Here is a 22,466-nt window from a genome sequence, read left to right as displayed (position 1 = left end):
GCTGTCACGGGCATGACCGGACCGATGCCGGACCCGTTCGCCGACCAGCCCGACTGGGCACCCCGGCCGCCCCGCCCACTGACCATCGTGCCCGCGACCGGACGCGTGGAGCTACGCGGGCAGCGGGTGCTGGTCGGTCTGCCCGGGCTCGGCTGGCGAGGGGATCTGCGCGCGGACGACCGCGTCGTGCAGGGTGCCCGGACCTACGTGCCGGTCATCCCCGAGCACGAGTGGTACCGGGCCGAGGCCGACCAGGTCGAGGTGTTCGCGCCGCTGGTGCCGGTGGAGCGGGTCTGGGTGGAGACGGTCGGCGAACGGCCCGGATCGGAGGGCACCCGGGACACCGGAATCCGGCTGGTCTCGCTGGACGGGCCGTCCCATCGGTCCCCCACGCCCGTCTTCGAGGCGGACGCGGTCACCGGACGCCGGGTGGTGCACGTCGAGGGTGGGCTGGAACACCGGGACATGCGGGCCGTCACCGAGACCTACTCGGGGGCCGAAGGCGACATCTGCGTGCGGATCACGCCCGAAGTGGAGTGGTACCGCTGGGCCTGGCGTGGCCAATCACCCACCACCCTGGAGGTTCCGGTCCATCTGCTGTGGATCGAGTGATCAAGCCGCCGGTTGCCCGCCGCATACTCGCCACCCTTCGCCTAACCGGGTGTTGAATTGCCAGGACTGTCGCTCGCTTTGCCTTGTGCCGTCCACCAAGGCGGAAATGACCAGAGTGACCTGAACATCAGCAACGTCGCCTTGCTTCTGAAAGCCGAGGCTGCCCCAACTGACCGAAATCGTGACCCTAAAGCGATCCTCACGCGTGAGCAGGTCGGCTCGTAGCGCGCGAAGTGGCTCCAGTTGCGTCCCGCCCTCGCACGTGTACTGGTCGGCTCGTGCGTCGTTGCGGTCCACCAGAAAGGCGCGTAGGTAGTTGTCGACGGCCACGTCGGGGGCGCTGCGGTCGGGGGCGGCCGCGCGGTTGTACAGCACGTACCCCGTCGCCACCGCGCCGAGGCAGAGCAGGGCGAGCACCCCACCGACCACGGTGAGCACCGTACGCAGTCGGCGGCGGCGCGGTTGTGGCGCCGGCGCTGGCGGGGCCGGCGGCAGCTGCTCGGACGGGGTCCGTTGGGCCGGTACGCGGGAGACCTGGGAACCGGCGGGGGGCTGCACTGATTCCACCTCCTGAAGTTAACGGCTGGACGGCCCGGAGCCAATGCCTCAGATCCAGCGGATCGTGACGGACCCCTCCCCACCGGTGAGATCCGCGACAACACCGGCGCACCACCGCGGTACCTCCCGGAGGAGCGGCTCCGGCTGGGATACCGTCACTGCTCGGGGAGGGGTTGCCAACCTCGGGTGAGGGGGTGGACACGGTGGCCGGTCCGAAGGCACGCACGAACCGAGCGGCGGCACTGCACCGCCGGGCCGCAGCTGTCGTGACCGCCGCCGCCGGCATCCTCGACGAGACTCGACCGGCCCCCGCGGATCAGCGCCGCCAGTACGAGTTGGCCGACCGACTGCGGGTGGTTGCCGCGCGGCTGGCCCCGGGCTGGTCCGGGGCCAATCTGGACTCGCTCACCGTGGATTCTCCGGCGGGTGACGGCCCGCCGCCCTTCGTGCGGGTGGGTACGGCGGCACCGTTGGATGACGCCCGTTTCCCCGCGCTCGTGCCGTTGATCGGGGCCGGGCACCTGAGTGTGGACACCGATGCGCGGGAGCCCCGGGTGGCGGGGCTGCTGCGGGCCGTGCTGCTGCGGTTGCTGGGCGGGGCGCCCGCCGGGGCGCTGCTGGTGCGCGCGGTGGACGCCACGGGTGCGGTGCTCACGCCGTTCGGCGCGCTGGCCGATGCCGGGCTGCTGCCGCCACCGGCGGTGGACGTGGCGGGTCTGCGGGCGGTGTTGACGGAGGCGGAGCAGTGGGTGACCCCGGGTGCGAGCGGGCGTCGTCGCCACGACCGCACCCTGCTGCTGGTGGTCGCCGCGTTGCCGGAGCTGACCGGTCCGACCGACCTGGCGCGGATCGAGGCGCTGGCCGAGCAGGGGCCCACGGCCGGCCTGCACCTGGTGGTGGCCGGTTGGCCGCCACCGGGCCCGTACGCGTCCCGGGCGCCGTTGCCGCAGGCCACCTCACTGGTGCTGCGCAACGCGTACGCGCTGCTCGGCGACCCACCGGGGGCGTCGTTCGCGGGCCCCGGAGCCGAGCCACCGGGCGGGTTGAACTCACCGGTCTTCGTGGAGACGGACCCGCCGGCGGATCTCGTCGACGCGGTCTGTCGACGGCTCGCCGCCCAGGTGGAGGCGGGCTCCCGGTTGGCACTGGCCGATCTCCTGCCGGCGACGGGTGAGCGGCTCTGGGAGGCGGACTCCTCGGACAGTCTCACCACGATGGTGGGTGACGCCGGGGGCCGGCCGGTGCCGCTGGGCTTCACCGAGTTGACCCCGCACTGGTTGGTCAGTGGCCGGTCCGGGGCGGGACGTGCGGCGTTCCTGACCACCGCGCTGCTGGGGCTCGCCGCCCGGTACGGCCCGGACGACCTGGCGCTCTACCTGGCGGATCTGGGCGACGGTGAGTCGTTCGTGGAGTTTCTGCAGACCGAGCGGGACCGCTCCTGGATCCCGCAGGTGCGGGCCGCGGCCATGGCCGCCGACCGGGAGTACGTCCGCGACCTGCTCGACCAGCTGACGGCCGAGGTGCAACGCCGCGCGGAGGCCGCCGGGCGGGCCGGTGGGCAGCGCTTCGCGGAGCTGCGCCAGCACCGCTCGCTGCCCCGCATCGTCTGTGTGGTGGACAATGTGCCGCTGCTCTTCGCCGAGCGGGATCGGCTGGCCGCCGAGCTGACCGCGCAGGTGGATGGGCTGGCGCGCGCCGGTCGGGCGTACGGCGTACACCTGGTGCTGGCCGGCGCGGGCGAGCTGGGATTGAGTGGCCGCGCGGACGCCGGGCACCGGGATTCGGTTCTCGGACAGTTCCCGGTGCGGGTGGCGTTGCCGGGCGGCGGCCCGGTGCTGGAGCCGACCAACGACTCGGCCGCGGGGCTGCCGGTGGGCAGCGCGGTGGTGAACACCGCCGGAGGGCTCGGTGGTCCCCGGGGCGCGATCCGTGGCCACGAGCGGTTGATCCGGCACCCGGATCCGCTGGACCATCCGGAGGTCGTCGAGCAACTGCGGCACGAGCTGTGGGAGGCTCGGCCGGCCGGCTCGGCGCCACCGGTGGTGTTCGCCGGCTACGCTCGCCCGCTGCTGAGCAACGATCCGCGTCACCGGGCGGCTCTGGCGGGCCAGGCACACGGGCCGGCCGCTCTGCTCGGCCGGGCGGTGGACGTGGCCCGTACGACGGTTGCCGTTCCGATGGGGCCAGCGGCCGGGCGCAACCTCGCGGTGCTGGGCTCGGGGCCGGCGGCGGGTGGCCTGTTGGCGACGGCGGCCCGGAGCACCGCGGCTCATCATCCGCCGGGCACCGCCCGGTTCCTGGTGGCCGCGCCGGACCAGGGGGCACGCCCCCTGGCGGAGGCGTTGACGGCCGAGCTGGCCGCCCGCCATCCGGCGTGCCTGGTGGACGTGCCGACGCTGCTCGCGGACACCGATGGGGAGCTGCCGACGTACCTGGTGGTCTTCGGGTTGGATCGGCCCGGGCCACGGGAGTTGCCGGCCGACCGGTTGCGCGCGCTGCTGCGGGACGGGCCGCCGGCGGGCCGGCACCTGCTGGGCTGGTGGCGGGCGGTGCCGCCGTTCGCCGCGCTGCTGGAGCCGGACGGCGAGGTCGACAAGCTCGCCGCCGTCGTGGTGCTGGACGTGCCGGCGGCGCAGCTCGCCGCCGTCTTCGGCCGGCCGGTCCAGTGGCGGGCACACCCGGACCGGGCGGCGCTGTGGGACGGTCCGGACGAGCGGGGCACGGTCCTGGTGCCGTTCGCCGACAAGGTGGGGTGAGCGGGCGGTGCACGCGGGAGGTGTCGGTGTGGGGTCGAACGTTACGGTGACCGGGCCGGGGCGGCAGCGGACCGCCGGGGCGGACGGCGATGGCACGCCGACGGCCGTCGAACCCGTCAGCGGCTGGGCCGAGTACCTGGCGGCGGCGCGGCAACTGGATGCGGTCCGGCGCGGCGCGGCTGCCGCCGCCGGTGAGCAGGCCCGCTCGGCGGAGGCCGCCCGGGAGGAACTGACGGTCGTGCGTGCCGGGCTGGCGAGTCAGCAGGAGCGGCTGCGGGAGCGAGGCGTACCGGCGATCTCGCTGGTGCCGTCGCCGCCGGAGCTGACCGAGGCGGCCCGGTCGATGGTCGGCGGCCCGGCCGCAGTACTGGCGGCGCTGCGGGCCGCGCGGGGTCGGGCCGAGGCCGCGGACGCGGCGTTGGCCGCGCGTCGCGGCCTCCGACCGGCCTCCTGGCCCACGCGGGCCCGCAACCTCCTGGTGTACGGGCCGTTGGCGCTGCTGGTGCCGCTGATCCAGGTCATCGTGTACGCGACGACGGGTACGGGCCCGGCCAGCGTGACGGCCCTGATCGGCGGCCTTCCGATGCCGGCGGTCGCCTTCGTCGTCGGCTGGGTGGGTGTCGGTCGGCTGTTCCAGGCGAGCCCCGACGAGCGGCTGGACCGGACGGTGCGCCTCGGTGCGCTGGTCTGCCTGGTGCCGGCGGTGCTGGTCACGGCCGGCCTGCTCCTGGCCCTGCTGGCCGGCTGACCGGCTGACCGGCTGACCGGCTGACCGGCTGACGAGCGGACCACCCCGCAGACGCGACGGCCGGCCACCCTCAAGACGCGACAGCCGGCCGTCCCGAAAGGGGGCGGACGGCCGTTGTCGCGTCCGGGAGGTCAGCGGGGAATGATCAGCGCCATCGCCTCGGCCCGCGACTTGGAGTCGGACTGCAGGACGCCGCGCACCGCCGACGTGATGGTCTTGGCACCGGACTTCTGGATGCCCCGCATCGCCATGCACATGTGCTCGCATTCGAGCACGACGACGACGCCACGCGGGGCGAGCTTGCTCATCAGCAGGTCGGCGACCTGCGAGGTGAGCCGCTCCTGCACCTGGGGTCGGCGGGCGAAGACCTCCACGAGGCGGGCCAGCTTGGACAGGCCGGTGATCCGCCCGTCCGGGCCGGGGATGTAACCGATGTGCGCGCTGCCGCGGAACGGCAGCAGGTGGTGCTCACAGAGGCTCATCACGTCGATGTCCCGGACGATCACCAGCTCTTCGTGGTTGGCCTCGAAGGTGGTGCTGAGCACCTGGGCCGGGTCGACCCGCAGGCCGGCGAAGAGTTCGGCGTACGCGCGGGCAACCCGGGCCGGGGTCTGCTGGAGCCCGTCGCGGTCCGGATCCTCGCCGACCGCGATCAGGATCTCTCGGACGGCCTTCTCGATCCGGCCGAGGTCGACGGCGTCCTCCACCGGGCGACCGGTCAGCTTGCCGCTGATCAGCCGCGCGGCCACGTAGTCCAGTTCGTCGTCGCCGTCGGGTTCGGTCGCGGAGACGGCCAGCTCCCGGTGAGGGGAGCTGGCCGTCGGGTCGTTGCTCAGTGCGTACCGTCCGAGTTGTTGGACGGTGCCCCACCGCCGACCGACGCCTGCGCGCCGTCGGCCTGGGCCTGCGCCTTGAGCTTGTCCTTCTCCGCAGGGGTGAGCACGGGCGGCTCGGTGGAGGGCTGGCGCTTGCCGAAGCCGTTGTACGGTGCCAGCGGCGGGCGCTTGACCACCCGGGAGCAGATCCGCGCCATGTCGGCCGTGGAGAGGGTTTCCTTCTCCATCAGCTCGAGCACGATGTTGTCCAGGACGTCCCGGTATTCCACCAGGATCTCCCAGGCCTCGTCGTGCGCCAGCTCGACAAGTGCCCGCATCTCGCCGTCGATCTCGGCGGCCACCGAGTCCGAGTAGTCCCGTTCGTGGCCCATGTTGCGGCCGAGGAACGGCTCGTCGCCGCTGGTGCCGTACTTGATCGCGCCGAGCTTGGAGCTCATGCCGTACTGGGTGATCATCGCGCGGGCCAGTTGGGTGGCCTTCTCGATGTCGTTGCCGGCACCGGTGGTGGGCTCGTGGAAGACCAGCTCCTCAGCGGCCCGGCCGCCCAGGGCGTACGCCAGGGTGTCGATCATTTCGGCGCGGGTCTGGGTGTACTTGTCCTCGGTCGGGAGCACCAGGGTGTGGCCCAGCGAGCGGCCACGGGACAGGATCGTCACCTTGTGCACCGGCGCGGCGTGCGGCAGCGCCCAGGCGACCAGCGCGTGGCCACCCTCGTGGTACGCGGTGATCTTCTTTTCGTTGTCGCTCATCACCCGGGTGCGGCGCTGCGGACCGGCGACCACCCGGTCGATCGACTCTTCCAGCGAGTCGTTGGTGATCGCCCGCTGGTCCTTGCGGGCGGTGAGCAGGGCCGACTCGTTGATCACGTTGGCCAGGTCGGCACCGCTGAAGCCCGGGGTACGTCGGGCCACCGCGTCGAGGTCGACGTCGGGGGTGAACGGCTTGCCCTTGGCGTGCACCCGCAGGATGGCCTTGCGGCCCTCCATGTCGGGGGCGTCCACCGGGATCTGCCGGTCGAACCGGCCCGGGCGCAGCAGCGCCGGGTCGAGGATGTCCGGTCGGTTGGTGGCCGCGATCAGGATGACCCCGCCCTTGGTGTCGAAGCCGTCCATCTCGACGAGCAGCTGGTTGAGCGTCTGCTCGCGCTCGTCGTGGCCGCCGCCCATGCCGGCGCCACGGTGCCGGCCGACAGCGTCGATCTCGTCGACGAAGACGATCGCCGGGGCGTTGGTCTTGGCCTGCTCGAACAGGTCGCGGACCCGGCTGGCGCCGACACCGACGAACATCTCGACGAAGTCGGAGCCGGAGATGGAGTAGAAGGGCACCCCGGCCTCGCCGGCGACCGCGCGGGCCAGCAGCGTCTTGCCGGTGCCGGGCGGGCCGAACAGCAGCACGCCCTTCGGGATCTTGGCGCCCAGGGCCTGGTACTTCGCAGGGTTCTGCAGGAAGTCCTTAATCTCGTACAGCTCTTCGACGGCCTCCTCGGCACCCGCGACGTCCGCGAAGGTCGTCTTCGGAGTGTCCTTGGTGATCATCTTCGCCTTGGACTTGCCGAAGTTGAGCACCCGGGAGCCGCCGCCCTGCATCTGCGACATGAAGAACAGCAGCAGGAGCACGAGCAGCGCGATCGGCAGCAGGTTGACCAGCAGGCTCACCCAGATGCTGTCCGACGAGACCTTGGCGTCGGCCGGGCCGGTGACCCGGTTGGCCGCCTTGGCGTCCAGCACCTGGTTCCAGATCTCGTCCCCAGCCTGGTACGGGAACTGGGCCTCGATCCGGTCGGTGTTGGTCTCACCGAACTTGGTCTTGTTCTTCAGGTCCAGCTGGAGCGTCTGCTCCTTGTCCTGGAAGACGACCTTGTTGATCTGGGCGGTGTGGAGCTGGTCGAGCGCAACGGAAGTGTCCACGCGGTGGTAGCTGGGACCAGCGGTGAACAGCTGACTGAGCACAACGGCGCCGAGGATGACCAGGATGATCCAGACCACCGGTCGGCGGAAGAAACGCGTACGTTCCATACTGTTGTCGAGCGCCGGAGCGCCCGCATCCTCCTGATCGACGTCCTGACCGTCTGATGGTGTCGCCGCCCTGGGCGGCGTCGGAGCCGCCGTGCGGGCCGGCCTCGACCCCGAGGCGCGAAAACTGCCGCGCCGCGGTCATTCGACGGTACACCGTGTACGCGAGGAGTGAGCTTGCGAGCCCCGCAGTGGTGTATCAATCGAAGGCCCCGTGTACGCGAGGAGTGAGCCCGCGAGCCCCGCCCTCGGTTCTCCGTCGCCATCGACGACGGGCTCCGTGAGCGGCCTCGCCAGCCCCGCACCAGGACGTACGGCGGGTCCGGGCAAGAACCGGCGTGGCGGGGAATCCAGCCCGGCCACCCGCACGCCCGGTCACGCGGTCGAGGAGCCGGGCACGGAGTTGCCTCCGCGCCACCGGGCTCCACGGTAACCGGAACAGCTGGGAGCCCGCTGAACGTCGGCTTGACGAATACCGATGCGAGTTGCTCTCACGCCGCCGGGCGCGACCCGTCGGGACGGTCGGCCGGCATCAGGACCGGGCGTAGACCTCGGGCTTGAGCACCCCGACGTAGGGCAGCTCCCGGTACCGCTCGGCGAAATCGAGGCCGTACCCGACCACGAACTCGGTGGGGATGTCGAAGCCGACGTACTTCACGGCCACCGGCACCTTGACCGCCTCCGGCTTGCGGAAGAGCGCGACCACCTCGACGCTCGCCGCCGAGCGCGACTCCAGGTAGCGCAGCAGCCAGGAGAGCGTCAGGCCGGAGTCGACGATGTCCTCCACGACCACGACGTGCCGGCCGGCGATGTCCCGGTCGAGGTCCTTGAGGATGCGGACCACTCCGGAGGAGGTGGTGCCCTGGCCGTAGGAGGAGATGGCCATGAAGTCGAGTTCGGCCGGGGGGCCGTTGCGGCCCAACGCCCGGGCGAAGTCCGCCATGAACATCACCGCGCCCTTGAGCACGCAGACCAGCAGCAGTCCGTCGCCCACGTGGGCGTAGTCGGCGGAGACCTGCTTGGCCAGCTCCGCTGTCTTCTCGCGGATCTGCGCCTCGGAGATGATCACGTGGTCGATGTCGGCGTCGTACCAGGAGCCGTCAGCCATGACTCCTAGCCTGCCGTACGTCGGATGGCCTCCGTCGGCGGGGCCGCACCTTTTGGTGCGGTCCCGCCGGGGATCTTCGGCGCAAAGGGCATCAAACGCATCAGCTGGTGCGAGACCGCCAGCGGCGGCCGTCCTCGCTGGGCTTCCAGTCGGCCGAGTCGTGGCTGTCCGCGGTGAGGCCGGCCGCCGAGGCGGCGACGAGCAGGACGAGGAACAGGAGGAAGAGCAGGAACTCCATGGCGGCGCTCACTTTCGCATGGTTGCTGTCGGTTTCGCCGCCGGTGCGCACCGGACTGAGACCAGTCTGCGCCGACTCCCGCCGGCCGGACAGTGGCAGAGATGCCACTGGGCATCGATTTACTGCCACCTCTCGGGTTACCCTCGTCACATGCTCCGATCCGTCGCCGTCCTCGCCCTCGACCAGGTCGCTCCCTTCGAGCTCGGTGTGCTGGCCGAGGTGTTCGGCACCGACCGGACGGCCGACGGCTTCCCCGCGTACCGCTTCGACGTGTGCAGCCCCGACGGCGCTGCGGTCCGGACGTCCGCCGGCTTCCACCTCACCCCGAACGCCGACCTCGGCCCGCTGGAGGAGGCCGACCTGGTGGCCGTCCCCGCGCACAGCGCGGGCACCGTCATTCCCGACCCGGTGCTCGACGCGCTGCGCCGGGCCGACGCGCGCGGCGCGCACCTGTTCAGCGTCTGCTCCGGCGCCTTCCTGCTCGGTGCGGCGGGCCTGCTGGACGACCGGGAGTGCACCACCCACTGGCGCTACGTCGACGAGCTGCAACGCCGGCATCCCCGCGCCCGGGTGCGCTGCAACTCGCTGTACGTCCAGGACGGTCGGCTGCTCACCAGCGCCGGCACGGCGGCCGGCATCGACGCCTGCCTGCACCTGATCCGCCAGGTGCACGGCTCGGCCACGGCGACCCGGCTGGCCCGGCGGATGGTGGTCCCGCCACACCGCGACGGCGGCCAGTCGCAGTACGTCGAGGCGCCCATCCCCCGGGCCCCCGAGGCGCCGACCCTGGAGCCGGTGCTGGAGTGGCTGATGGGGCACCTGGACCGGACGATCACGGTGGAGGAGCTGGCCGCCCGCGCCGGCATGGCCCCGCGCACGTTCGCCCGCCGGTTCCGCGCCGAGACCGGCACCACGCCGCACGACTGGCTCACCAACCAGCGGGTGCTGCTCGCCCGACGGCTGCTGGAGGAGACCCCGTTGAGCGTGGAGGCCGTCGCCGACCAGGCCGGCTTCAGCGACGCGGCCGCGCTGCGCCACCACTTCAGCCGCCGGGTCGGCGCCACCCCGCACAGCTACCGGACCACCTTCCGGGACCGGGCGGACGGCGCCGGGGCTCTCAGCCCGAGCTGAGGGCTGTCAGCCGGTCGCCACGACGGAGTACGCGGACACCCCCGGGCAGGTCGGTGGGACCCTGACCGTGCCAGTCGGTGACCAGGGCGTCCAGAGCGGCGACGTGCCGGTGCGACAGCGCCCCGGGCACCGCGCCCAGCTCCCGCGCCCAGGCGTGCAGCACCCGACCGCGTACGGCGGCGGCCAGACCGGCCAGCTCCGGCACCGCGAGCCCACCGGCGGGGTGCCGGGCCGCCGCCAGCGCCGTCGCCGCCGTCTCGTCGAGGGCGGCGTTGTCCGCCGCCACCAGTCGGGCGGTACGCGCCAGGTTGTCCACCACGCCCGGCCCGAGCGCCCGCACCAACGCCGGCAGCACGTCGGCCCGCACCCGGGAGCGGGCGTACGACGGGTCGGTGTTGTGCGGGTCCTGCCATGCGCTGAGACCGAGCGCGGCACAGGCGGCGCGGGTCTGCTCCCGACCGATCTCCAGAAGCGGGCGCAGCAGCGGCACCCCGGCCAGCTCCCGCCGGCCGGGCATCCCGGCCAGCCCGCGTGGACCGGCGCCCCGGGCGAGCGCGAGCAGCACGGTCTCCGCCTGGTCGTCGCGGGTGTGCCCGGTGAGCACCGCGACCGCCTCGTGCTGCCGAGCCGCCTCGGTCAACGCCTCGTAGCGGGCCTCCCGGGCCGCCGCCTCCGGGCCACCCGGACGCCCGGCCACCCGCACCCGCACCGCCACCACCGGCGCGAAACCGGCCTCTCTGGCCCAGCCGGCCACCGCCTCCGCGCGCTGCGCCGAGCCGGCCTGCAGGCCGTGGTCGACGGTCACCAGGCCGGCGGTCCGGCCCAGGCGGGGCGCCACGAACACGGTGGCCGCCGCCAGGGCGAGTGAGTCGGCGCCACCGGAACAGGCGACCAGCACCGGGCCGCCGGACGGCAGGTGAGTCAGCGCGCGGCGGACCGCCACCCGGATCGCGGCCACCGGCGGCGCGAGCGCGCCCATCGACGGACGGTCAGCCAGCGGCCGGTACGGTGCCGGCCGGGCCGTGCACCCGCGCCACCCAGGCGTCCGGGTCGCCCAACTCGGACAGCCGGGGCAGGGTGAGCGGCGAGTTGAAGATCGAGTTGAAGCCCTCCATGCCGACCCGCTCGACCACGCCGTGCACGAACTTGCGGCCCTCGGCGTACTGGCGCATCTTGACGTCCACCCCGAGCAGCCGGCGGATCGCCTTCTCCAACGGGTTACCCGCCTCGCGCCGGCGGTTGAACGACGCCCGGATCCGCTCCACGCTCGGGATCACCTGCGGGCCGACGCCGTCCATCACGAACTCGGCGTGCCCCTCCAGCAGGGTCATCAGCGCGGTGAGCCGGTCGAGGACGGCCCGCTGCGCCGGGGTCTGGACAATGTCGAGCACGCTCGTCCGGCTCTCCGGGTCGCGGACCGCCTCGGACAGCGTCGCCACCCCGCGCCGCAGCCGCTCGACGAGGTGCTCGCCGCCGCTGGACGAGGCGTCGACGAACGCCTGCACCTCGCTGAGGAAGTAGGCCCGCATCCATGGCACGGCGGTGAACTGCGTCCGGTGGGTGACCTCGTGCAGGCAGACCCAGAGCCGGAAGTCCCGGGGGTCGGCGCCGAGCTTGCGCTCCACCTCGACGATGTTGGGCGCCACCAGCAGCAGTTGGCCCGGGTCGGCGGAGAAGACCTCGTACTGGCCGAGCACCCGGCCGGAGAGGTAGGCCAGCACGGTGCCGGCCTGCACCCCGGTCAGCCGGGACCCGATCGCCTCGGTGAGCGCGCCGGGTTGCTTGTCGCCGGACAGCCGACTGACCAGCGGAGTGATCACCTCACGCAGCCCGGCGATGTTGGTGGCCGCCCAGTCCCGGCGGTCGACGACCCGCACCGGCGGGTGTGCCACCTGCGCCCGCAGCCCCGTGTAGTCGGCCACGTGCCCGGCCGCCTCGTCGGTCAGCCGACGCAGGTCGCCGACCACGTCGGTGGCCTCCGAGTACGACACCCGGGGGCCCGACTTGCTCAACGCCCCCGCGGTCGCGGCGGCCAGATCCCAGTCCACGAACTGCGCCATGAACCCACCGTACCCGCGTCGCGACACCCCGGCCCGGGCTCGCGTCGGCGATCGACGCCGGTCGCGCGCCCGGCGCCGGCCGGAAACCCCGCCCCGACGCTCGTCAGCGGCAACCGCAGCCGGCCAGCGCGGCGGCGATGCGGTCCAGCGCCGGTTGGGCGGTGTCCGTCCCACCGGGCACCCTGTCGGTGAGCACCGCGAACGTGAGCAGTCGGCCGTCGGCGGTGGTGACCAGGCCGGCGATGGCGTGCACCCCGGTCAGGGTGCCGGTCTTGGCGCGGACGGCGCCCGCCCCGCCGGCGGTGCCGGGAGCGCCCCGGTACCGGTCGCCCAGCGTGCCGGACCAGCCGCCCACCGGCAGACCGCCGAAGACGCCGGCCAGCTCCGGGTGGTCCGGGCTCGCGGCCAGCCGGATCAGGTCGGTGAGCAGTGACGGGCTGATCCGGTTACGGCGGGACAGGCCACTGCCGTCGGAGAGGGTGATCTCCTCGGCGGGCAGGCCCAGCGCCGCCACCTCGGCGTCCATGGCGGCGGCGGCACCGTCGAACGACGCCGTCTGGCTGCGGGTCAGCGCCACCTGGCGGGCCAGCGCCTCGGCCAGCAGGTTGTCACTCTCGCTGATCATGATGTCGACCAGCCGGATCAACGGCGGCGACTGCACCACGCCCAGCTCCGTACCGGGAGGCGGGGTGCCACCGGCGGCGGTCGCCAGGGCCGGGGCCGTGCCCCGCTTGACGGTGCTGGCCGGTACGCCGAGCAGTTGGGCGAACGACCGGCCGGCGGCGAGGTCCGGCTCGGCGACCCGCTCGGCGCCACCGGCCTCGGCACCCGGGTCCTTGCGCGCACCGTCGGTCATCAGCGCGGTCACCGCGCCGCCGTACCCGCCGGTCGGGATGTCGTCGTCCCAGCCGGGGCCGTACACCGGGCCGGAGTAGATCGTGCCGTCGACGGTGACGCTGGTCGGGGCCGTGCCGCCGAGCGCGGTGCGCACCTGCGCGGCCAGGTCGTCCAGGCGTGCCGCCCCGGGGTAGTAGCCCTTCTTGTCCACCGCGAGCGTGGGGTCGCCGCCCCCGACGATCACCACCTCGCCGGGCTTGGCGCCGGCCACCGCCCGGGTGGGGATCCGGTACCCGGGCCCACGGGCGGCCAACACGGTCACCGCGGTCGCCAGCTTCGTCACCGAGGCGGGCACCGTCCCGTCGTCCGCACCCTTGGCGAACAGCGTCTGACCGGTGGTCACGTCGGCCACCGAGACGTTCACGCGGTCGCCCAGGGCGGAGACACCGACCAACGGGTCCAGCGCGGCCCGTACGCCGTCCGGCGCGGGCAGCGGGGCGTTCGGGTCGGGCCCGTCCAGCACGTCCGCCGGATCGGGTTCCACGGCGGGGCCGGCGGCGGTCGGCGCGGACGCCGCATCCTCGCCCAACCAGCCGGCGACCGGGCCGGGCCGGGTCACCACGACGCCGACACCGGTCAGCACCAGCAGCAACACCACTGCCAGCACGGCCACCAGCCGCCCCCGGCGGCGCGGCGAGGTCGGCGGCGCTACCGGCGGCTCGGCGTCGGCCGGCGCCGGCAACGCGGAGATCGGCGGGCCCAGCGGCGGTACGCCGGTCGGAATGCGGACAGTGGGGCCGTCACCGGACGGCGCGCCACCCCGGGCCGGACTGGTCGGGGCGGGACTGGTCGGGTGTGCGCCGCTCGGCGGGGCGCTCGTGGGATGGTTTCCACCGCCCAGGACCGGGAAGCGTCCGCTGTTCGGCCCGGCGGAATTCGCCTCCGACGGGTGCCACGGCAGCGGCGGAGGCCGCTCCGGCGCCGACTCCTCGGGCGCCCGGGGAAGGTGGGCGTCGGGCACCGGGACCCGCCCGGTGGCGCCGCCGGAACCGGATCGCCCGGTACCACGCGCGGTGCCCCCGTCCGGGCGGTAGTGTGAATCTTCCCTCCCCACGACCCCCTCCTCCCCCAGCGAAAATCGGCTTGGGTGACACTACTTCGGTCCGAAGACTATGCGGTGGCCGGAGTCGGCGGGTGGGCATTCACCTGTCCGGAGGGCGCCACCAGTGGTTCCGTTAGCCAGCGTGGGCAGACGAGGGAGCGTGCAGATGGATTTCGACGTGACGGTTGAGATCCCCAAAGGTCACCGGAACAAGTACGAGGTGGACCACAAGACCGGCCGGATCCGGCTGGACCGCACCCTGTTCACGTCCACCCAGTACCCGGCCGACTACGGGTTCATCGAGGAGACGCTGGGCGAGGACGGCGACCCGCTGGACGCGCTGGTGCTGGTCCCCGAACCGACCTTCCCGGGCTGCCTCATCCGCTGCCGGACCATCGGCATGTTCCGGATGACCGACGAGAAGGGCGGCGACGACAAGGTCCTCTGCGTGCCCTACGAGGACCCCCGCCAGGAGCACCTGCGCGACATCCACCACCTGGGCGAGTTCGACCGCCTGGAGATCCAGCACTTCTTCGAGGTCTACAAGGACCTGGAGCCCGGCAAGTCGGTCGAGGGCGCGACCTGGGTCGGCCGCACCGAGGCCGAGGCCGAGATCCGGGCCTCCTACCAGCGGGCCCGCGACGCCGAGGCGCGCGGCGAGTCCACCCACTGACGAACGCTTACCGACCGGGCCCGGGAGCCGCTCAACCGAGCAGCCCCCGGGCCCGGTCGTACAGGTCGAGCACCGCGCAGGCGACCGGCACCACGGCGACCACCAGGGCCGTGTCGGTGAGGTCCGCGACCCTTCCGAGGTACGGCGAGACCGCGCGCCGGGCGTACCCGGTGCCGGCGGCCACGGTCACCAGGCCCAGCGCCGCGCCACCGAGGACCAGCGCCAACCGGCCGGTGCCGTCGGCCCGGTCGACCAGCACCGCACCCAGCACCGCGTAGCCGGCGAGTCCGGCGAGCACCGTCGGCACCCGGTGCCGCAGTGCCACGAACAGCCGCGACCGCAGCAGCAGCACGGCCGAGACCACCGCCACCAGCACCGGGCCGGCCGTCCCACCGGCCACGCCGAGGACGACCGCCGCGCCCACCGCCAGCACGGCGTGCCCGAGCAGCATCCCGGTCAGCACCTCCTCGGTGCGGGTGACTGCCGCGTGCACCCGACCCCGGTCCGGCAGGTCCCGGGGGCGCTCCGGCTCGGCACCCGACGCGGCGGCCGGCAGGGTGATCGGCGGCAACGGCAGCTTGCCCAACCGGATGGCGAGCAGCGGGATCGCCCCGAGGGCGAAGACCAGCGCGCTGAGCAGCACCGCCGCCGTGCCCGCCGGGGTCAGCAGCAGCGCGCCGAGCGCCGCGCCGGCACCGAGCAGACCGACCGTGACGCCGGCCACGAAGACCCGCAGTCGGCTGGCCACCCCGAGCAGACCGACCAGCGCCACCAGGAGCAACGCCACCGAGCCGGTCAGCAGCTCGGGTGCGCCGACCCAGCGCATCGGCCCGAGCGGGCCGACCGGATCACCGGAGCCGATCGCCAGGGCTCCGGCCACGAAGGCATATGGCAGGGCGTAGCCGCCGAGCGTCGCCCCGGCGACGCCGTCGCCGTTGGCGCGGGAGGCGACCGCGCCGGCCACGGTGAGCAGCAGCGCCACCACCGCCGCCGCGAACCAGCCGCTGGGCAGCGTCGGACCACCGGCGAGCAGGGCGAACAGCCCGACGGCGAGCGGCACGGCGGCACCGGCCAGGCCGGCGACCCGGGTGGCGTCCGGTGACCAGGCCCCACCCCGTCGGCGGGCTCCGTCGGCGATCGCCTCCACCACGTCGTCGTACTCCAACTCGGGCCAGTGGGCGCGGGCCGGCACCAGGTGCAGCACCTCACCGTCGCGGACCCCCTGCGGCAGCAGCGCCTGCGCCGTCGCCAGCAGCGCCCCGTCGGTACGACGCAGCACCCAGCCGCCGTGCCGCTCGCCGTCGTCGGCCAGGCCCTCCCCGGCGTGTCGGAGCACGTCAGGCAGCAACTCGGCCAGGGGCACCTGCTCCGGCAGTGCGACGTCGACCCGCCGTTGCGGCGCGCTGATGGTGACGCGGGCCAGCCCGGTTGTCATCGAGTGATCTCCATATCGAAGGGGATCGGAGGCTGCGCGGACGACAGGACTTTACCTACGATGAGCCAGGCTCGGGTTACCCAGCGCTGTCAGGAGGCCGAGTGTCCACAGTCGTCATCAAGCGCCCGCCGCGTCGGCCGGCGCCGGAGATCCCCGTTGGCGAGCTGCCCGTCGAGGCGCCGCCGGAGATCCCCGCGGTGGCCGGCGGACGGTGGCAGCAGATGCTGATGGTGCTGCCCATGCTCGGCGGCACGGTGGCGATGGCGATGATGTTCGGCCGGGGCGGCGGCGCCTACTCGTACGTGGTGGGCGGGATGTTCGGGCTCTCGTCGCTGGCGATGCTGGTCACCTCGTGGGGCAGCGCCTCGGGCACCCCGAAGAAGTCGGAGATGATGGCGGCCCGCCGGGAGTACCTGCGCCACCTGGCCACGCTGCGCCGCCGGGTCCGGCAGACCGCCGGGCAGCAGCGGGCCGGGCTCTACTACCGACACCCCGACCCGGGTCGGCTGTGGTCGACGGTGGACAGCCGCCGGGTCTGGGAACGCCGCCCCGCCGACCCGGACTTCGCTGTGGTACGCGTCGCCGTCGGGCCGCAGACCCTGGCCACCCCGCTCGTCGGACCGGTCACCCGACCGCTCGAGGAGCTGGAGCCGATGACCGCCGGCGCGCTGCGCCGCTTTCTGGACGCGTACTCCGTGGTGCCGGAGCTGCCGGTGGCCCTGTCGCTGCGCAGCTTCGCCCGGGTGCACGTGCGGACCGCCGCCGGTGGCCCGGCCAGCGGTGGGCCGCCCACCGGCGACCCGGCCGCCCAGGCCCTGGCCCGGGCGGTGCTGACCCAGTTGGCCGTGTTCCACGCCCCCGACGAGCTGCTGATCGCGGTCTGCGCCGGCCCGGAACGCCGGGCGGACTGGGAGTGGGTGAAGTGGCTCCCGCACGCGCACCATCCCTCTCGCACGGACGCACTCGGGCCGGTGCGGCTGGTGACCTCGTCGGCCGCGCAGCTGGAGCGGCTGCTCGGTGACGTGCTGGCCAGCCGGTCCCGGTTCAGCCCGGCCGGACCGGCCACCGACGGCCCGCACGTGGTGGTGGTCCTCGACGGCGGTGACCTGACCGGCGCCACCGACCTGACCGGCGACGGCGGCATCGACGCGGTCACCGTGCTGGACCTGGACACTCCGCCGCCCCGCCTGCTCGACCGGTACGCGCTGCTGTTGGAGCTGCGCGGCCGGCGGCTGCACTCGTGGTCGGTCCAGGGGCACGCGGAGGTGGGCACCGCCGACCACCTCGACCTCGCCGACGCCGAGGCGGTCGCCCGGCGGTTGGCGCCGCTGCGGCTGGCCGGCACGGCCCGCGGCCCGGACGCCCCGCTCCAGGTCGAGCTGGGCCTGCCGGAGCTGCTCGGCCTCGGCGATCCGGAGAGCTTCACCGCCGAGCAGGGCTGGGCGCCGCGCTCGGCCCGGGACCGGCTGCGGGTGCCGATCGGGGTGGGTGTCGACGGCGGCGCCATCGAGCTGGACCTCAAGGAGTCCGCCCAGGACGGGATGGGCCCTCACGGCCTGCTCATCGGAGCCACCGGGTCCGGCAAGTCCGAGCTGCTCCGCACGCTGGTGCTGGGGTTGGCGGCGACGCACAGCAGCGAGCAGCTCAACTTCGTCCTGGTCGACTTCAAGGGCGGCGCCACCTTCGCGCCGTTCGACCGGCTGCCGCACACCGCCGCCGTGATCACCAACCTGGCCGACGCGCTGCCCCTGGTCGACCGGATGGTCGACGCGATCAACGGGGAGCTGGTCCGCCGGCAGGAGCTGCTGCGCCGCGCCGGCAACTTCGCCAGCGTGCGCGACTACGAGCGGGCCCGCGCCGCCGGCAGCCCGCTCGCCCCGCTCCCGTCGCTGCTGCTGATCTGCGACGAGTTCTCCGAACTGCTCTCCGCCAAGCCCGACTTCATCGACCTGTTCGTGCAGATCGGCCGACTGGGCCGGTCGCTGGGCGTGCACCTGCTGCTCGCCAGCCAGCGCCTGGAGGAGGGCCGGCTGCGCGGGCTCGACACCCACCTGTCGTACCGGATCGGGTTGCGCACCTTCTCCGCGCTGGAGTCGCGGACGGTGCTCGGCGTGCCGGACGCGCACGAGCTGCCCCGCTCACCGGGCCACGGCTACCTGCGGGCCGGCACCGATCCGCTGGCCCGTTTCAAGGCCGCGTACGTCTCCGGAACGGTGCGCCGCCGGGCCGCGACGGCGGGCGCCACGGCCGGCGGCGGCGCCCGCCTGCTCACGTTCACCACCCACGCCGTGCCGCTGCCCGAGCCGGCCACCCCGGCCCTGACCATGGCGGCCGAGGACGAGAGCGACCGGGAGACCCTGCTCGACCTGCTGGTCGATCGGCTCGTCGGGCAGGGCCCGCCCGCCCACCAGGTGTGGCTTCCGCCGCTCGGTGAGCCACCGGCCCTGGACGAGCTGTTGGGCCCCGTCGAGGTGGACCCGGCGCGCGGGCTCACCGTGGGCAACCCCGAGCTGCACGGCGCGCTGGGCGTGCCGGTGGCGGTGGTGGACCGGCCGTTGGAGCAGCGCCGGGACCTGCTCTGGCTGACCCTGGACGGCGCGGCCGGGCACGTCGCGGTGGTCGGTGCGCCGCAGAGCGGCAAGTCCACCGCGCTGCGCACGCTGATCTGCGCGTTGGCGCTCACCCACACCCCGGCCGAGGCGCAGGTCTACTGTCTCGACTTCGGCGGCGGTGGCCTCGCGGCGCTGCGCGATCTGCCGCACGTGGGCGGCGTGGCCGGCCGCGCCGATCCGACCGCCGTGCGGCGCACGGTCGGCGAGATGACGACCCTGCTGGCCGAGCGGGAGCGCCGATTCGCCGAGCTGGGCGTGGAGTCGATGGCCGTGTACCGGCAGCGTCGTGCCGCGGCGGGAACGACCAGCCAGCCGGGCGCCGACCCGTTCGGCGACGTGTTTCTGGTGATCGACGGCTGGAGCACCGTCCGCGGCGAGTACGACGACCTGGAACCGCTGGTCACCGACCTGGCCACCCGGGGTCTGTCGTACGGGGTGCACGTGGTCGCCACGGCGCTGCGCTGGCTGGATTTCCGCCCGGCGATCCGGGACCTGTTCGGCTCCCGGTTGGAGCTGCGCCTCGGCGACCCGGCCGACTCCCTGGTGGCCCGCCGGGCGGCGGCGAACGTGCCGGAGCGCCCCGGCCGGGGGGTGACGGCGGAGAGCCTGCACTTCCTCACCGCGCTCCCGCAGCTCGCCGCCCCGGGCGCGGGCACCGCCGACCTCGTCAAACGGATCGCCGACAGCTGGGCCGGTCCGGTGGCCCCCCGGGTCCGGCTCCTCCCGCCGGTGCTGCCGTACGCCGACCTGGATCTCGCCGCGACGACCGGGCTGCGGCTGCCGATCGGGATCGCCGAGGCGGACCTGCGGCCGGTGCTGCTCGACTTCGCGAGCGAGCCGCACTTCGTGGTCTTCGGGGACGCGGAGTGCGGCAAGTCGACGTTCCTGCGGGCGCTGGCCGCCTCGATCACCACCCGGTTCACGCCGGAGGAGGCCCGGGTGATCCTGGTCGACTACCGGCGCAGCCTGCTCGGCGCCATCGAGACGCCGCACCTCATCGGGTACGGCACCGCCGCCGCGCACACCGCCGACCTGGTCGAGTCGGCCGCCGGATACCTGGAGCGGCGGGCTCCCGGGCCGGAGGTCACCCCGCAGCAGTTGCGGGACCGCTCCTGGTGGTCGGGGCCGGAACTGTTCGTGCTGGTCGACGACTACGACCTGGTGGCGGCGGGGCCGGCGAACCCGTTGCGGGCCCTGGAGGAGCATCTGCCGCACGCCCGCGACGTCGGGCTGCACCTGGTGCTGGCCCGCCGCTCCGGAGGTGCGGGACGGTCCCAGTACGAGCCGATCGTGCAGCGGCTGCGGGAGCTCTCCACCGCCGGGCTGGTGATGGCGGGCAGCCCCGAGGAGGGTGCGCTCGTCGGCCCGGTGCGGCCCGGGCCGCTGCCGGCGGGCCGTGGTCGGCTCGTCACCCGGCGGGAGGGCGTACGCCTCGTTCAGCTCGCACATCTGCCGCCACCATGACCTGTCTCGGTAGTTCCTCCCGTGACGGGTGGGGAAACCGGTAATCTCCGATCGTCGTGGTTCCGTCGTCGGATTGAATGGCTGGGGATGTGACAGGGGTTCGGCACAGCGGTCCGGCAGTGGCCCGGCGGGCCGGCCGGGCGCTGCTCGGTGTGGCGGCGATGCTCGCTGTCGCGGTCCCGACCGCCGCACCCGTCGCCGCGCCCAGCAGCGGCGGGCAACTCGCCGGCGCGTCGGTGGCGCTCGCCCCCGGTGACAGCGTCGCCCGCACCGACCAGGTCCGTGACGAGCAGTGGCAGCTCGACGAGTTGCGGGCCGACACGGCCTGGCGCACCTCGACCGGCCGGGGGGTGACCGTGGCGGTGGTCGACTCCGGTGTGGACGCCAACCATCCCGACCTGGCCGGCCAGGTGCTGCCCGGCCTCGACCTGGTCGGGCCCGCCGGCGGCGCCGGGCCGGATCCGGTCGGTCACGGCACCACTGTCGCGGGCCTGATCGCCGGGCGTAACGACGACAAGCGGGGCGTGGTCGGCCTGGCGCCGGACTCCCGGATCCTTCCGGTCCGCGTGCTGGACGAGCGCAACAAGTACGACGACGCCCTGATCGTCGCGAAGGGCGTCCGCTGGGCGGTCGACAACGGCGCCCGGGTGATCAACCTGTCGCTGGGCGGCAGCGGGGACAGCCCCGCCCTGGCCGCGGCTCTGGACTACGCGTTCGCCCGGGACGTGGTGGTGGTCGCCTGCACCGGCAACCTGGCCACGTCGACCGACTCCAAGGTCTGGTACCCGGCTCGCGAGCCGGGCGTGATCGCGGTCGCCGGGCTGGAGCGCAGCAGCGACAACCTGTGGTCCGGGTCGATCACCGGCCGGGCGACCGTGCTCACCGCCCCCGCCACCAACCTGGTCGGCGCCCGCCCGGCCGACGGGTACTGGCGGGTGCAGGGCACCAGCTTCGCCGCGCCGTTGGTGGCCGCCACCGCCGCGCTGGTCCGGTCCCGCTTTCCGGACATGCCCGCCGGCGAGGTGGTCAACCGGTTGCTGGCCACCGCCCGTGACCTCGGCCCGACCGGCCGGGACGACCGCTTCGGGTACGGGGTGGTCGACCCGGTGGCGGCGCTGACCGCGGACGTTCCCCCGGTCACCGCCAATCCGCTGGACGATCTGACCTCGCCGGGCGTGGTCGGCTTCGGTCCGGCCCCCGGTTCGGGCGACAACGGCCCGGTCAGCGGCGCCGGCAGCGACCCGCTCGGTTTCACCGCTCCACGGCAGCAGACGGGGTGGACGGCCCGGCCGGCGGGCGTGCCGGACGAATCCGCGCCGGAGCAACTGTGGACCGGGGTTGTGCTCTTCGCCGCCCTGGTGACCGGCGCGGCGCTGATGGTGCGCCGGTTCCGTCAGCGCGCTCGCTGAGCGCCGCTGACGGCAGGTCTGATTGCCCGGCGGGTGGGGTAGAACCGTCCGCATGAGCACGCCCGCCCCCCGTAGCCTCGACACCACCCGGCGCCCGTCCTGGCGGCGCCGCCGCCTCGACCCGGACCACTCGTTGGGTCTGCGGCTGACCCTGGCGGCGACGGCGGCGTTCCTGGTGCTGGTGCCGTTCGCCCTGCTCGCGCTGCTGGTGCTCGGTGCGTGGGCGCCGCTGCACCGGCTGGACACGACGATCACCGACGCGCTGCACGAGCACGCGGTGGACCACCCGACCTGGGTCGCGCTGATGGAGGTCTGGAGTGCGGTGTTCGCGCCCATGCCGCTGCGGGTCGTGGCCCTGCTCGTGGTGATCTGGCTGCTGCGCCGGCAGGCTCGGCGGCTGGCCCTCTGGGTGACCACGACGATGGTGGTCGGCGGGTTGATGGGTCCGCTGCTCAAGTTGCTCGTCGGCCGGGACCGGCCGGAGCTGCTCGATCCGGTGGCGCGGGCCGCCGGCTACTCGTTCCCCTCCGGGCACGCGCTGAACGCCACCCTGGCCGCCGGGGTGCTGCTGCTGGTGTTCCTGCCGTACGTCCGACGCTGGGCCTCGCGGGTCGCGCTCTGGGTCGCCGCGCTGCTGCTCACCGTGGTGACCGGGGTGAGCAGGGTCGCGCTCGGTGTGCACTTCACCAGCGACGTGCTCGGCGGTTGGCTGCTCGGCGTGGCGGTGGTCACGGCGACCACCGCGGCGTTCACCAGTTGGCGGGCGCACACCGGCCTCCGACCGGTCCGGCCGGTCCGCGACGGCGTCGCGCCCGAGGTCGAGCGGCAGCCGGACAAGACCTGAGGCGTGACGACGACGCCGACCGGGTACTGGC

General features: G+C 73.9%; 17 protein-coding genes. 8 read left to right on the top strand and 9 right to left on the bottom strand.

Annotated features, from left to right (window positions below):
- Window positions 1–12 precede the first annotated feature (12 nt).
- Window positions 13–612: a hypothetical protein gene (locus ABZU53_RS09485; protein WP_355064930.1), complete on the top strand. Its 600-nt coding sequence runs from the start codon at window positions 13–15 to the stop codon at window positions 610–612.
- Here ABZU53_RS09485 and ABZU53_RS09480 read toward each other — a convergent pair whose 3' ends face one another.
- Window positions 613–1,170, bottom strand: a complete 558-nt coding sequence (locus ABZU53_RS09480) for a hypothetical protein (protein WP_355065037.1) — start codon at window positions 1,168–1,170, stop codon at window positions 613–615.
- A gap of 194 nt (window positions 1,171–1,364) precedes the next feature.
- On the opposite strand from ABZU53_RS09480, the gene ABZU53_RS09475 reads away from it, so the two are divergent.
- Both ABZU53_RS09475 and ABZU53_RS09470 read left to right on the top strand, forming a co-directional pair.
- Window positions 1,365–3,926 (top strand): FtsK/SpoIIIE domain-containing protein, encoded by a 2,562-nt coding sequence (locus ABZU53_RS09475; RefSeq protein WP_355064928.1) that lies wholly within the window; start codon window positions 1,365–1,367, stop codon window positions 3,924–3,926.
- Window positions 3,927–3,972: 46 nt separating this feature from the next.
- The gene (locus ABZU53_RS09470) at window positions 3,973–4,674 is read left to right on the top strand and encodes a hypothetical protein (protein WP_355065035.1); all 702 of its coding nucleotides are present in this window, start codon (window positions 3,973–3,975) and stop codon (window positions 4,672–4,674) included.
- A gap of 131 nt (window positions 4,675–4,805) precedes the next feature.
- On the opposite strand, the gene folE is transcribed toward ABZU53_RS09470, so the two are convergent.
- From folE to ABZU53_RS09450, 4 genes are all read right to left on the bottom strand, one after another.
- On the bottom strand, window positions 4,806–5,471 hold the full coding sequence (folE, locus tag ABZU53_RS09465; protein ID WP_355065033.1) for a GTP cyclohydrolase I FolE: 666 nt from the start codon (window positions 5,469–5,471) through the stop codon (window positions 4,806–4,808).
- 35 nt (window positions 5,472–5,506) lie between these two features.
- The gene (gene ftsH / locus ABZU53_RS09460) at window positions 5,507–7,525 is read right to left on the bottom strand and encodes an ATP-dependent zinc metalloprotease FtsH (protein ID WP_355064926.1); all 2,019 of its coding nucleotides are present in this window, start codon (window positions 7,523–7,525) and stop codon (window positions 5,507–5,509) included.
- 529 nt (window positions 7,526–8,054) lie between these two features.
- The gene (hpt, locus tag ABZU53_RS09455; RefSeq protein ID WP_354860805.1) at window positions 8,055–8,630 is read right to left on the bottom strand and encodes a hypoxanthine phosphoribosyltransferase; all 576 of its coding nucleotides are present in this window, start codon (window positions 8,628–8,630) and stop codon (window positions 8,055–8,057) included.
- A gap of 100 nt (window positions 8,631–8,730) precedes the next feature.
- The gene (locus tag ABZU53_RS09450; protein WP_234587421.1) at window positions 8,731–8,880 is read right to left on the bottom strand and encodes a hypothetical protein; all 150 of its coding nucleotides are present in this window, start codon (window positions 8,878–8,880) and stop codon (window positions 8,731–8,733) included.
- A gap of 138 nt (window positions 8,881–9,018) precedes the next feature.
- Between ABZU53_RS09450 and ABZU53_RS09445 the strand changes: the two genes are divergently transcribed.
- Window positions 9,019–9,999: a helix-turn-helix domain-containing protein gene (locus tag ABZU53_RS09445; protein ID WP_355064924.1), complete on the top strand. Its 981-nt coding sequence runs from the start codon at window positions 9,019–9,021 to the stop codon at window positions 9,997–9,999.
- On the opposite strand, the gene tilS is transcribed toward ABZU53_RS09445, so the two are convergent.
- The 3 genes from tilS to dacB all read right to left on the bottom strand — a co-directional run bounded on the left by tilS (window position 9,986) and on the right by dacB (window position 13,638).
- Window positions 9,986–10,978, bottom strand: a complete 993-nt coding sequence (gene tilS, locus ABZU53_RS09440; RefSeq protein WP_355064923.1) for a tRNA lysidine(34) synthetase TilS — start codon at window positions 10,976–10,978, stop codon at window positions 9,986–9,988. The two genes, ABZU53_RS09445 and tilS, sit on opposite strands and share 14 nt — an antisense overlap.
- Window positions 10,979–10,988: 10 nt before the next feature.
- Window positions 10,989–12,059, bottom strand: a complete 1,071-nt coding sequence (locus ABZU53_RS09435; protein ID WP_354860810.1) for a zinc-dependent metalloprotease — start codon at window positions 12,057–12,059, stop codon at window positions 10,989–10,991.
- A 103-nt stretch (window positions 12,060–12,162) separates the two neighbouring features.
- Window positions 12,163–13,638: a D-alanyl-D-alanine carboxypeptidase/D-alanyl-D-alanine-endopeptidase gene (gene dacB / locus ABZU53_RS09430; RefSeq protein WP_355065031.1), complete on the bottom strand. Its 1,476-nt coding sequence runs from the start codon at window positions 13,636–13,638 to the stop codon at window positions 12,163–12,165.
- A 526-nt stretch (window positions 13,639–14,164) separates the two neighbouring features.
- On the opposite strand from dacB, the gene ABZU53_RS09425 reads away from it, so the two are divergent.
- On the top strand, window positions 14,165–14,671 hold the full coding sequence (locus tag ABZU53_RS09425) for an inorganic diphosphatase (protein ID WP_039907066.1): 507 nt from the start codon (window positions 14,165–14,167) through the stop codon (window positions 14,669–14,671).
- A 31-nt stretch (window positions 14,672–14,702) separates the two neighbouring features.
- Here the strand turns inward: ABZU53_RS09425 and eccD are convergent, their stop codons facing one another.
- A complete protein-coding gene (gene eccD / locus ABZU53_RS09420; RefSeq protein WP_355064921.1) occupies window positions 14,703–16,106 on the bottom strand; it encodes a type VII secretion integral membrane protein EccD in 1,404 nt (467 codons plus the stop codon).
- A gap of 101 nt (window positions 16,107–16,207) precedes the next feature.
- Here eccD and eccCa point away from each other — a divergent pair, with 101 nt between their 5' ends.
- From eccCa to ABZU53_RS09405, 3 genes are all read left to right on the top strand, one after another.
- The gene (gene eccCa, locus ABZU53_RS09415; protein ID WP_355064919.1) at window positions 16,208–20,182 is read left to right on the top strand and encodes a type VII secretion protein EccCa; all 3,975 of its coding nucleotides are present in this window, start codon (window positions 16,208–16,210) and stop codon (window positions 20,180–20,182) included.
- Window positions 20,183–20,259: 77 nt separating this feature from the next.
- Window positions 20,260–21,591, top strand: a complete 1,332-nt coding sequence (mycP, locus tag ABZU53_RS09410; RefSeq protein WP_355064917.1) for a type VII secretion-associated serine protease mycosin — start codon at window positions 20,260–20,262, stop codon at window positions 21,589–21,591.
- Between the two features lie 52 nt (window positions 21,592–21,643).
- Entirely contained in the window at window positions 21,644–22,435 is a 792-nt protein-coding gene (locus ABZU53_RS09405; protein WP_355064915.1) for a phosphatase PAP2 family protein, read from the top strand.
- Window positions 22,436–22,466 lie beyond the last annotated feature (31 nt).

It is taken from the genome of Micromonospora sp. NPDC005194, from assembly GCF_040608335.1.
In the GTDB taxonomy this organism is placed as follows: Bacteria; Actinomycetota; Actinomycetes; order Mycobacteriales; family Micromonosporaceae; genus Micromonospora.
The sequence above is the reverse complement of the archived record's forward strand: the minus strand, read 5'-3'. Positions and strand labels throughout refer to the sequence as shown.